This window comes from Psychrobacter sp. CX18 (genome assembly GCF_057396215.1).
This window is the reverse complement of record NZ_JBXYJH010000001.1, coordinates 186,109-198,519: the sequence shown is the minus strand read 5'-3', so window position 1 is coordinate 198,519 and position 12,411 is coordinate 186,109. Positions and strand designations below refer to the sequence as shown.

General features: G+C 42.3%; 12 protein-coding genes. All 12 read right to left on the bottom strand.

Going from position 1 to position 12,411, the window contains the following annotated elements:
- Positions 1-333: 333 nt before the first annotated feature.
- Positions 334-1,308: an AraC family transcriptional regulator gene (locus AC2SLT_RS00790; RefSeq protein ID WP_486545377.1), complete on the bottom strand. Its 975-nt coding sequence runs from the start codon at positions 1,306-1,308 to the stop codon at positions 334-336.
- 520 nt (positions 1,309-1,828) lie between these two features.
- Positions 1,829-3,193 (bottom strand): MFS transporter, encoded by a 1,365-nt coding sequence (locus tag AC2SLT_RS00785; RefSeq protein ID WP_486545655.1) that lies wholly within the window; start codon positions 3,191-3,193, stop codon positions 1,829-1,831.
- A 118-nt stretch (positions 3,194-3,311) separates the two neighbouring features.
- Positions 3,312-3,818: an anthranilate 1,2-dioxygenase small subunit gene (gene antB / locus AC2SLT_RS00780; protein ID WP_486545376.1), complete on the bottom strand. Its 507-nt coding sequence runs from the start codon at positions 3,816-3,818 to the stop codon at positions 3,312-3,314.
- An 86-nt stretch (positions 3,819-3,904) separates the two neighbouring features.
- Positions 3,905-5,272 carry an anthranilate 1,2-dioxygenase large subunit gene (antA, locus tag AC2SLT_RS00775; RefSeq protein ID WP_486545374.1) on the bottom strand — a complete coding sequence of 456 codons (1,368 nt, stop codon included), beginning with the start codon at positions 5,270-5,272 and terminating at the stop codon, positions 3,905-3,907.
- Positions 5,273-5,469: 197 nt separating this feature from the next.
- A complete protein-coding gene (pcaD, locus tag AC2SLT_RS00770; RefSeq protein WP_486545653.1) occupies positions 5,470-6,243 on the bottom strand; it encodes a 3-oxoadipate enol-lactonase in 774 nt (257 codons plus the stop codon).
- A 13-nt stretch (positions 6,244-6,256) separates the two neighbouring features.
- Entirely contained in the window at positions 6,257-7,477 is a 1,221-nt protein-coding gene (gene pcaF, locus AC2SLT_RS00765; RefSeq protein ID WP_486545372.1) for a 3-oxoadipyl-CoA thiolase, read from the bottom strand.
- A gap of 16 nt (positions 7,478-7,493) precedes the next feature.
- The gene (locus AC2SLT_RS00760; RefSeq protein WP_486545371.1) at positions 7,494-8,144 is read right to left on the bottom strand and encodes a 3-oxoacid CoA-transferase subunit B; all 651 of its coding nucleotides are present in this window, start codon (positions 8,142-8,144) and stop codon (positions 7,494-7,496) included.
- A gap of 11 nt (positions 8,145-8,155) precedes the next feature.
- Positions 8,156-8,851 carry a 3-oxoacid CoA-transferase subunit A gene (locus AC2SLT_RS00755; protein ID WP_486545370.1) on the bottom strand — a complete coding sequence of 232 codons (696 nt, stop codon included), beginning with the start codon at positions 8,849-8,851 and terminating at the stop codon, positions 8,156-8,158.
- Between the two features lie 159 nt (positions 8,852-9,010).
- The gene (locus AC2SLT_RS00750; protein WP_486545369.1) at positions 9,011-9,808 is read right to left on the bottom strand and encodes a 1,6-dihydroxycyclohexa-2,4-diene-1-carboxylate dehydrogenase; all 798 of its coding nucleotides are present in this window, start codon (positions 9,806-9,808) and stop codon (positions 9,011-9,013) included.
- Between the two features lie 49 nt (positions 9,809-9,857).
- Positions 9,858-10,871: a benzoate 1,2-dioxygenase electron transfer component BenC gene (gene benC, locus AC2SLT_RS00745; RefSeq protein WP_486545367.1), complete on the bottom strand. Its 1,014-nt coding sequence runs from the start codon at positions 10,869-10,871 to the stop codon at positions 9,858-9,860.
- A gap of 68 nt (positions 10,872-10,939) precedes the next feature.
- Complete coding sequence (gene catC / locus AC2SLT_RS00740) at positions 10,940-11,230, bottom strand: muconolactone Delta-isomerase (RefSeq protein ID WP_486545366.1); 291 nt, start codon at positions 11,228-11,230, stop codon at positions 10,940-10,942.
- Between the two features lie 27 nt (positions 11,231-11,257).
- Positions 11,258-12,373 (bottom strand): muconate/chloromuconate family cycloisomerase, encoded by a 1,116-nt coding sequence (locus AC2SLT_RS00735; protein WP_486545364.1) that lies wholly within the window; start codon positions 12,371-12,373, stop codon positions 11,258-11,260.
- Between the last annotated feature and the right edge of the window lie 38 nt (positions 12,374-12,411).

Sequence of the window (12,411 nt, the reverse complement as noted above, 5' to 3'; positions counted from 1 at the left end):
ACTGTTTAGTAGTTCGCTGACTATACCCCTAAGATGACCTGACGGTACTTAAATCAGCTGAAAAATACTAGAAGTCAGTAAGTAGTGCTTTACAAGTTGATTAAAACTCGAAAAAATTATTTAACGTACTATTTTTTTCTTTTTCACTTTTTGTGCTGTCCTTATTTAGATTTTTTACAACCGTCAAAGAATACAGAAAGGATTATGATTTACATCACCTACTCAAGTATTCCAAGACTTTTATTCACAGGTTTCATGATGAAAATAACCAGGTGTTTTATTCCGTGTTTGACAGCAGGGGTTAGGGTCTGAGTATACTGTTTAGACCACAGCCTAATTTTTCAGTGTTTCACGAGGCGTTTCACCAAACCTTTTCCGATATTCTTGTGAAAAGCGTCCTAAATGGTTAAATCCCCATTCGTGAGCCACTTTTGATATAGATATGTTTCTATATTGATGCGCAGTCAACACCTTGTTGATCTGGTCAAGTCGATGATTTTTCAAAAAAACCATGGGGCTGACGCCATAATAACAATTAAATTCTTGATATAATTTGGATTTAGAGACACCCACTCGGCGACAAATATCTTCAATGCTAATCTTTTCTTTTGAATATTGTATTAATAACTGCTTAACCTTAACTAAATACGCCGGTTCTTCAGTCAATAACTTTTGCTGAATCTCATCAGAATAATTGTGATCTTGAGACAATAGTAAGCCTTTGATCATAAAGTCTTCATAGTCTTCAGTCCAGAAATGTAGGTTCGGGTTACCAGTGGTTATTTGAGATTTTACAAATAACTCAATATTTTGCCACCATAGCTTATTCAAACTATGATTATCAATCCGCATAGTTGGCGAAAAAGTAACAGGCTCGCTAATAGGTGCTGAGATTAGTGAGGATAAAACCTTAGAGAGTCTATGCTCAGGTATGACAAACTGAAGCTTCTGACAGTTTTCTTCGATAATTAAACTTTGCTCACTTGAATTAGAAACAATAATCGCATTATTTTTATCAGATTGATAAGTAATTCCATCATATGTCAAATATTGTTTGCCATAGAAAGGTAGACTGATACTGTACGATCTAAGTGTTGAAATATCGATACACACATCTGCCCCATATTGGATGGTGCCTATCCCAATACGATTATAGGGTAGAATAACCCCTTGATAACGAAAGTCTAATGAATGCTTTGCTAGGGTACTTAGTGAGTGATAGCCACATATCTTGGACATAACATCATGGGCGTCATGGGCATATTGAGAAGTAAAATTTAACACTCCTTTGTCGTTAACTACTGACATAGCGGATTCCCTTCGGCCTATTTGATAATTAATGCAACATCCTCGTATCTCTTACAATTATTATAGTCAAAGAAGTCTAAAATGGTTACAAGGCGACCAAGTGTAAGTACTACTGGAGTAGGCTTAATGTGGTTAACGCCGTACCCATTTAGTAGTTCGCTGACTATACGTCTAAAGTATACTCTACTTAGGTACTTAGTAAATAATAGCTACAGGTCATGAACATAACATCATGAGTTTAATGAGAAGTAACACTAAATACCCTTTTCGATAGCTATAGAAATAACAAATTCCCTTCGAATTTTTTAATTAATGCAATATCATCATATTACTTTAATATATTTATATTATAGCTTAATAAATACCACATATGTATGTGCAACTTTTGTGCCAAGCTGATAATCCAACACTCATTTTTTTATATAAAAAAAGCACCAAAAGTATACTTTTGGTGCTTTTTGAAGTTTTAATACTGTTCAAATTCATCACTACAAGCAAGCATTAGTGATATCTTTCTTAATTAATGTTTTGATAGCGTCGCATCATTTACAGTTAACTTTGAGTGAGTAGTACGTGATTTAATCACTAGTGCAATAGCGGCAATCAAAACTGGTAGAGCAAGAATTAAAATCAATTTGCCTAAACCCCAGTTAAACGCTAGTAGTTGTGAGCCGAATAACGCACCACAGATAGCTCCGATACGCCCGATACCATGCATCCATGATACCCCTGAAGCACGCCCTTGGACAGGGTAATTGAGCGCAGTTAATGTTGGTAATGATGACTGGGCACCTGCAATTGTACTGCCACATAAGAAGATAAAAAACCCTAATAAATAAATATTATTGGTAAAAAAACTCGTTATCACAAACAATATAACTGCAATGAAATAGGTAATCTTTATGGTACTGACCGGACGAAAACTATCCATCAGATAGCCGATTATAATGGCACCAAATACACCGCCAAATGGGAAGATAGCAGCAAGAGTACTGTATTGTTGTGTGTTAAAACCCGCTTGATTGAGCATTATTGGCAACCAACTTGTTAGGAGATAAAACACCAACAAACTCATAAAACAACATAGCCAAAGCATCATTGTGCCTAAGCGATATCTTGGTGATAGAATTAAACTTAATCCTGACTTTTCTTGCTGAACTGCTGAATTTTCTTGCTGAACCGTGGAATCAATAAATAACTCAGACTGATTGATTGCAGGATTACCAGAAATTTTCAACATAAGTTTTTTAGCAGCATCTTGCTTAGCACGATTTAGCAAATACGGAATTGATTCTGGCAGCATGGCGATCAAAACAACTGTTAGTACAATCGGAAAAATGCCACAGTAAATAAACATAGGTGACCAACCCGAAACTGGGATAACTTTTGATGCCAATAAGCCGCCCACCGTAATGCCAAGCGGAAAGGCACAAATCACAAAATTTACCATTTTGGCGCGATTTCTTTTCGGCATATATTCTGCAACTAGTGTGGCTATATTTGGCATCGCAGCACCTAACCCTAAACCAGTCAAGAAGCGATAGATAGTTAAATCATTTAGCCCTGTGCTAAATGCGCTTAAAAGGGTAAATACACCAAACCAAGCTGTACTGATATTAATCACCCAACGACGACCGAATTTGTCTGCCAAAACCCCTGAAACCAATGCGCCAATTGACATACCCACCAAAGCTGCACTCAATGCAGGCGCTAATTGAGCTTTACTAACACCCCACTCTTGGAGCAAAGATGGTGCCACGAAACCAATGACGCCCGCATCCAAACCATCAGCAAAAATAATTAAAACACCAGCGATAAAAACAAACCATTGTAATGCCGACATTTTGTTTTCATCGATATATTGTTGCACATCTAATCTTTCCATGACATCCTGCTTAATATAATCTTGTTGTGTTTCTTTAATTTGAGCCATTCTAGGCTGCTGTAACATTTTTACAAAATCGATAGTTGCACTTTGCCACCATCGATTTTATACAATACGATTACAAATGGTAAAAATCGAGAACCGAGTCAATCTTGTCATTGAGTAACACAATGTGCTGAGAACGAATGCGGAAGCTATCCTGCTCTGGTCGTAGGATATAGGTCGCCCTGCCATAGAAGGTGCCTTCTAACCCTTGACGATTGTAAAGTGTTTGCCAGTTTACCTTTGCTTCAACAAGGTTGTCGGGTAGTGTTTTTACTCTGACATTACTAATCATATGTAAGGTTCGTGGTAGTGGCGTGGCGGATGCGGCTTTACCTGTACGAATGCGAAAAACCCGATCTTCAAGTCCTGTCCTGTCGGCATAATAGATATACGATAGCCCTTGATTTGGGTCTTCCACATAGCGATGCTCATCAATCCACTGGGGTACATGATAGGTACTATCTTCATCATATAACGCTAAGTAGTTATCCCAATCATAGTTATCACAAAATTCTGATTTTTCGTTTAAAAATTGGGTAACCTTGAACGTTAAATCTTGTATTGTTAAATTTTGCAACATGGTTTCCTCCTTGTTTATGCTTAACGATAATATTTCGCTTAAAAGGTGTATTAGTTCGCCTTAATTTGCATGATTTATTGACCGTCTCATTGATCTGCTTGCTGATCGATCCCTTTTAAAAGCAAACGTTGCCATTCACCATGTTGGTTCACATATAGACCTTCTTGAGTAATCTCAGTCCCTGTAATAACAGGGCTGATACCCAAGTTTTTAGCATGTTTTCCTTGTGTGTATAGCCAGTTTTGATGGCCACGAGAGATATCACTCCACTTTTCTAGGCGTGCCTGGAAGCCCCGTTGTTGCTCTCTAAATTCAACTAAATCATCCGGCGTTCCCATACCAGAAACATTAAAGAAATCCTCAAATTGACGAATACGGTTACGCCGCGCCTCTGCACTTTCGCCTTTCACACCAATGCATTGACTCACCACCTCGGTTTTATTCCACGCGACTGGGCGAATAATACGCAATTGTGAACTGATTTGATCCATTAAGAATAAACTTGGGTATAAATTGAGGTTACGAAGTCGGTGCATAGCCCACGTAGCATACTCATCGCCATACTCTTCCTGCAATCTTGGCATGACATCCTTATACCCAGGGCGTACTGTAGGATTGGGCATATCGCTAAATAATACGCTATGTCCATTTTTGAAAGTAAACCAACCGTCATCGGTTTGGTCATCCCCTGCGCCTAATTTACTGTAATCTAAGGTATCAGCATCATCTTCTTTTTGCTTAAATTGTTTACGGTGTTGTACGGTGGCCACGTAGTTATAATGCACTGTGCTAACATGGTAACCATCTAAACCGTTTTCATTTTGCAATTTCCAATTGCCCGCAAACGTATAGGCAGATTTGCCAGGCAATACTTCAAGCTCACCTGTCGGTGATTGATTGACCACCATGTCCAAGAAAGTCTTGGCGTCACCTAAAAAGTCTTCTAACGTGTCTTGAGCGTTGATATCTAAGCTGACAAACACAAAGCCACGGTAACTTGCAACGCGAGCTTTTTTCAGGTTGTGATTGGTTTTATCAAATTCTGCATGGTATTCTTTAGGAGATTTTACTTTCAATAAACGACCATCTGATTTATAGCACCAGGCATGAAATGGACAGGTAAAAGTAGATTTATTGCCACAGGAGCTACGTGTTAAGGTTGCACCACGATGTTCACAGGCATTGGCCATTGCATTTAGGTTACCTTGATGGTCACGGTTAACAATAATTGGCTGACGCCCAATTTGTACCGTGACAAAATCATTATTATTTGGAATTTCACTTTCATGACAGGCATAAATCCATACCTTCTCGAAAATGTGTTCCATCTCTAAGTCAAAAAGTTCTTCTTGGGTAAACATATCACGTGAGATGCGAAATACCCCATCATTAGGCCGAAAATCAAGGCTGTTTTCGATAACTTTACGCCACTGGGTTTGATCAACTTTTTCCATGATTTGTAGACTCCTTAATCAACTATTGATATAGACCTTTTGATATAGACCTTTTGATATAGACCTTTAAAGTCGTTTCTATCATTAAAGGCTTTTTTTTGGTGTATTACTATCCGATTCTTCCAAAGTTTTATCCAATTTAACACATAGTCTTGTTTTATTGATTCAGGTGAGACAGTGCTTATCAGACAATTTTGTTAGATAAACTCCTTAATAAGTTTATTAAAAGCGTGACGTTGTTCAATATTGGCAATGTGCGATGCCTCAATCGTTGCAAGTTGGGTATTCGGTGCTTTATCAACGATAGCCTTTGCATCTGCAACCGTGGTTACAGGGTCTTGTTCACCAGCAATCACTAGCATTGGGACTTTGGCATTGGCTAGAGCTCCTCGCAAATCCGCTTTCGCCAATGCTTCACAGCAGTTGGCATAGCCATCCGCATTGCCCTTTGCCAAATCGTCGCTCATTTTTTTGACGATATCTGGGTTATTTTTAATAAAATCTTGAGTAAACCAACGACTGGCTGCAGTATTAGCAATCGGTTGTAAGCCGTTTTGTCTTACGCTATTTGCACGTTGTTGCCAAGCGTCTTGTTGCCCGATTTTGGCAGCGGTGTTACTAACAATGACTTTATCAAAATATTCAGGTCGATTGATAGCAAGCCATTGACCAGTCAAGCCCCCCATCGAAATCCCGCAGAAATTGGCTTTTTTCACTTCCAAGTGGACAAGCAAATCAACCACGTCTTGCCCCAATTCTTCAATGTGGTAAGGATGATTAGGTGCAGAGCTTTGCCCATGTCCCCTTGTGTCGTAGCAGATAATATAGAAATCATCTTTTAACGCATCGATTTGAGGTTGCCACATGGTGTAATTTGTTCCTAAAGAATTGGAAAAAATCAACGCAGCGTTATTTTTATCTCCAAAGGTTTGGTAGTTGAGGGTAACATCAGATTTGGTTAAAGTTGGCATCATTTTTTTCCTATTAAACGTTTTCGTTGTCCACTCTTTCAATGATAAGAGCGATGCCCTGACCTACACCGATACACATACTACAAAGACCAAAGCGGCCGCCCGTAGTTTCTAACTGATTCAGGGCAGTTATCACCAATCTTGCTCCCGATGCCCCTAAAGGATGACCCAATGCAATCGCCCCACCATTGGGATTAACACGGCTATCGTCATCAGCCAGCCCCAAATCACGGGTACAAGCTAACGCTTGAGCAGCAAATGCTTCGTTTAGCTCAATCACGTCTATTTGCTCAAGTGTCAAATCCGCTTGTTTGAGCAGTTTTTTAATCGCAGGGGCAGGGGCAAAACCCATGATACGTGGCTCAACCCCAACCGTGGTACTGGCTACGATTTTGGCACGGGGTTTTAAATTATATTGTTTGACCGCTGCATCGGAGGCAATCAGTAATGCCGCTGCCCCATCATTAATCCCTGACGCATTGCCTGCAGTGACTGTGCCGTCTGGTTTCACCACACCTTTTAATTTTTTTAGCCCATCAAGGGTGCTATCGGCTCTGGGGTGCTCGTCAGTATTTACCACGACAGCCTCGCCTTTACGCTGTGGAACGGTTACAGGCACGATTTCTTTGTCAAAGTAGCCTTTGTCTTGCGCGGCTTTGGTGCACTGTTGACTGGTTAGGGCAAATTGATCTTGGTCTTCACGGTTCACGTGAAATTGTTCTGCGACGTTTTCGGCAGTTTGTGGCATGGTATCCACGCCATACATTTCTTTAAGCTTGGGGTTAATAAATCGCCATCCCATGGTAGTATCTTCGATTTTTTGACGACGTGCGTAGGCAGATTCGGCTTTGCCCATGACATACGGCGCTCGGCTCATGCTTTCAACACCACCTGCGATAATCAAATTGGCTTCACCCGCTTTTATGGCACGGGCGGCGATGGCAATGGCGTCTAGCGATGAACCACATAATCGGTTTATGGTTGTGGCTGGAACTTGGTACGGCAATCCTGCTAACAAGGATGACATCCGACCAACGTTGCGGTTGTCTTCACCTGCTTGATTAGCACAGCCGTAGATGACATCATCGACGTGTTGCCAGTTGATATTTGGGTTACGCTGCATCAAGGCTTTAATTGGGATTGCGCCAAGGTCATCGGCACGTATGGGAGCTAGTCCACCACCATAACGTCCAAAAGGAGTGCGAATGGCGTCGATAATGTAGGCGTTTTGCATGATTTTTCCTTTTTAGTTAGACCGTGGCATCAATCAAGGTCGCCCCTGTTAAGGCTTGTAGTTCGTCAAAGCTTAAACCATCAACTTTTTCTATCACTTTTAGACCGTTATCCGTGACATCAATGACGCAAAGGTCGGTATAAACTCTATCCACGCATTTTTTTCCCGTGATCGGGTAAGTCAGCTGTTTAACGATTTTAGGCTCTCCTCTTTTAGTGACATGGTCGGTGGCAACGAAGACTTTTTTTGCCCCAATGGCCAAGTCCATCGCACCACCTACCGCAGGAATGGCATCGGCTGCTCCTGTGTGCCAATTAGCGAGATCTCCTTGTTCATCGACTTGAAATGCCCCAAGCACACAGATATCCAAGTGTCCGCCCCGCATCATGGCAAACGAATCACCGTGATGAAAGAACGAACCGCCTGTGAGCATGGTGACGTATTCTTTGCCCGCATTGATAAGTTCGGGGTCTTCTTGCCCTTTTGGTGGCGCTTCACCAAAGGCAAGTAAGCCGTTCTCGGAGTGCAAAAAGATTTCTTTGTCTTTGGGCAGATAGTTGGCGATTTTAGTGGGTAAGCCAATGCCCAGGTTGACGTATGAGCCTTCAGGTATGTCTTGGGCGACTCGCTCAGCAATTTGGTCTCGGGTGAGTTTTTGGTAGGTCATGACGTTTTTCCTTATGATTGAGCGTTTGTCACGGCATGATTTTCGGATTTTAGTTCAATAACGTGCTGTATAAAAATCCCTGGGGTGACAATCACTTCGGGGTCTAATGCTCCAAGTTCTACTACTTCGTTGACTTGGACGATGGTGACGTCGGCTGCCATTGCCATGATAGGACCAAAATTACGGGCGGATTTGTTGTACACCAAATTACCCCAGCGGTCGCCTTTGTAAGCTTTAATTAAGGCAAAGTCGGCTTTAATCGGGTACTCAAGCACATAGTCCTTGCCATCGATATGGCGGGTTTCTTTTCCTTCAGCTAACAGCGTGCCAAAGCCTGTCGGAGTATAAACTGCCCCTAATCCCATTCCTGCCGCTTGGATACGGCAAGCAAGATTGCCTTGGGGTACGACTTCCAGTTCGATTTTGCCGTCACGGTATAAGCCATCAAAGATATACGAGTCGGCTTGGCGGGGAAAGGAGCAGATGATTTTTTTGACTGCCCCTGTTTGTAATAGCCTTGCCAAGCCATAGTCGCCATTGCCTGCGTTGTTGCTAACAATAGTTAAATTTTTAACATTGCAGTCAATTAATGCATCTATGAGTTCGGCAGGTTGTCCCGCAGGTCCAAAACCGCCGATTAGAATGGTTGAGCCGTCAGTGATTTGTGACATGACGTCTTTTAATGATTGTTTGCTTTTGTCAATCATGGGTTTTCCTTATGCGAATAACTGCCAAACTTGGTCGTTTTTTTGGGTCGTGGCGCAATGTTCGCTATCATATTTGAAAAGGGTTACATCTTATATCCATTGGCAATGTGCTAACATTCATTTGCACATTGGGCGTATCTAATACGCCTATCAAGAAACTTAGCCTTGATCACCACCACCCACAGGCAATACCGTACCCGTAATATACGACGCATCATCTGACGCCAAAAACAAAATCGCTGCCACTTGCTCATCAATCGTGCCATAACGTTTCATAAAGGTGCGCTCAACGGTTTGCTCAACCACTTGCTGCATCCAGACTTTTTCATCGTCTGTCTGCGGGTTGGTATTGCGAGGCACCTTGCGAGGTGGGGCATCCGTACCCCCTGTGGCGACCGCATTGACTCGAATCCCGTCTTTAGCATGTTCAAAGGCAAGGGCAGCGGTCAAGCCATTAACGCCACCTTTGGAGGCCGAATAGGGTACACGGTTAATCCCCCGTGTCGCGATCGATGATACATTGACAATCACGCCTTGCTGTTGTTCTAGCATTTGCGGTAGTACAGCACGGCAACACCACAGTGTAGGAAATAGCGAACGATGGACTTCTTTAATGATTTCTTCTTCACTAAACTCATTAAACGGCTTCATCCATATTGCCCCACCAACATTATTAATAAGCACATCGACCCGAGAGTATTTTTTGACTGCCTGTTTGACAACGTCACTTGCCCCTATAAAGGTTTCTAAGTCGGCTTTAACGCTAATGGCTTTACCTTTATGGGTTTTAATTTCGTCTAATACCTCATCAACATAATCAGAACGGTCAGCCAACACGACTTGACCGCCCTCACGAGCGACTTTCAAAGCGACACCCCGACCAATGCCTTGGGCAGCCCCCGTGACAATAACGACTTTGTCTTCAAAACGCTTATTAGAATGTCTGTTGGTTGCCATGCTTGGCTCGACTCGCTTATTTGATTAAAACGTTTTTAAAACGACAAAACTAGTTGGCGGAGAATTTTTCAAAAAAGAAATTGGCAGGTTGTATTCCTTTGCCATCCATCCAACCTTTGACTGCATCCACCATCGCTACAGGGCCGCACAGATAGACATCGACATCGCCATTATTGAGCCACTCGTCTTCAATGTGAGCGGTCACGTAGCCTTTACGTTCATGCTGAGATTCTTCACTGGCAACGACCGTACGATAATCAAACCAAGAATGGGCAGCTTTAAAGGCATCAAGGCGTTCAATATCCACAAAATCATCATCATTGGTCACACCAAAGACCAAACGAACCGGCTGTTCTGAGCCTGTTTCAACTAGCGTTTGTAACATCGATACAAACGGGGCTATCCCTGTACCCCCTGCCAACATCAAGGTCGGTCGGACAATTGGACGCAAATAAAAACTACCATAAGGTCCATTAAAGTGCATTTTATCCCCGACTTTGGCGGTATCGGTCAAAAAACGACTCATTTTGCCATTTGGTACATTACGAACAATAAAGCTGGTTTTGCGATGTAAGGGTTTTGAACTAAATGAATAAGATCGATGTTCATCGGTATTTGGTATGGCGACTTTCACATATTGCCCTGATAAGAAACTAATCTCAGGTTGCTCTTCATTCAGCGTTATCTCAAAGCTTATCGTTGTATCAGAGATTTTATGCAAAGCGGTTAATGTGCCTTCAAAGGTATGTGTTTGGGTTTGACAGGATTCTGATGACGCTAAAACCTGTACCACCATATCGGATGTTGGGTTGCATTGACACGCCAAAATATAGCCTTTGGCGGCGTCATCGGCAGTCAATGCGTCTTCAATATACATATCCTCGTCCATCTCATACTGCCCCGATTCACAGTAGGCTCGACAAGTGCCACACGCCCCATCACGGCAGTCAATGGGAATATTGATTTGCTGACGATACGCTGCATCCGAGAGTAACTCACCTTCATTGACGTTGATAAACTTGGTGACCCCATCTTCAAATTGTAAAGCAACATTATGGCTCATACTAAGTCCTTGTCTAATAAAAGCAGTATTTGAAAACAATAAAATCTTTTTTATTGTTGATTGATCGATTAGCTGTCATCTTGACGAATCGATGATGTATGGCGATTGAGCGGGGTGACTTCGATTGTCATAAACTTATACAGCGGTAAAGCTTGCAAGAGGGTGTTAAGCTCATCGTTACTTTCAACATCAAAGATACTGATATTGGAATATTGCCCCGAAATCCGCCACAGATGACGCCATTTCCCTTGACGTTGTAGCTCTTGCGAGTAGGCTTTTTCGGTAGCCTTAATATCTGCCGCGAGTTTTTCATCAAAATCAATAGGAATATTGACATCCATTTTTACGTGATACAGCATAGTACCTCCTAATTTATTCAGTGGTTATTAACGACGTAAACTATCGATTTTAGCTTCATCAAGCTCGATGCCTAGGCCTGCTCTAGTCGGTACGACCATTTCAAAGTTCTCGTAAGTTAGTGGGGTTTTTAAGATTTCTTCAGTCAAAAGCAATGGCGCAAATAGCTCTGTACCATAGGCAAGATTGCCAAAGGTACTAAAGGCATGAGCTGAAGCGATGGTACCGACTGCCCCTTCAAGCATAGTACCGCCGTATAGGTCAATGCCTTCATATTGGGCTATTTTGCCAATATCACAGGCTTCAATAAGCCCGCCAGCTTGTTCGATTTTGACAGCGAACACATCGGCGGCGTGTTGTTTGGCAAGATGGTAGGCATGAGAAGGATATTGCACCGCTTCATCTGCCATAATCGCCACATCAAAACGTTCGGTTAAAAATTTTAGGGTATCGATATCTTCAATGGCGCACGGTTGTTCAATCAAGTCAATCCCGCCTGTTTGCAGCTGGCTAATACCATCGATACACTGCCTCCTTGTCCACGCTCGATTGACATCAACTCGGATACTAACGTCTTTACCCAAGGCTTGTTTAATAGCTACGACATGGTCAACGTCTTCTTGGACTGAGCGTGAGCCGATTTTGAGTTTGAAAGTGTTATGGCGTTTAGCTTCAATCATTTTTCGGGCTTCGGCGATGTCTTTTTCGGTATTGCCCGACGCCAATACCCAAAGCACTGGTAAACGGTCACGCAAGCGTCCACCTAACAATTCGCTTACAGAAACACCCAAACGTTTGCCTTGGATATCAAGTAAGGCCGTCTGAACGGCACATTTGGCAAAGCGATTGCCCATGATATTGCGATTGATAAAACGGGTGATTTGGGCGATATTGCCGCTATGTTCTTTAGGTAAATTAGTTAGAAATGGAGCAAAATAGCTATCAAGGTTGGTTTTGATGCTCTCAGGGCTTTCTTCGCCATAGCTTAGCCCACCGATGGTGGTCGCTTCCCCCCAACCGACAATACCGTCTTGGTCGGTTATTTTAACCAACACCAAGGTTTGCTTCTGCATGGTGGCAACCGACATTTTGTGCGGGCGAATAGTCGGAATGTCTAGAATAAGGCTTTCAACGGAGCGGTACATAAATCCCTCTATCTTAAACAGTTCTTTCCTTTCACTTA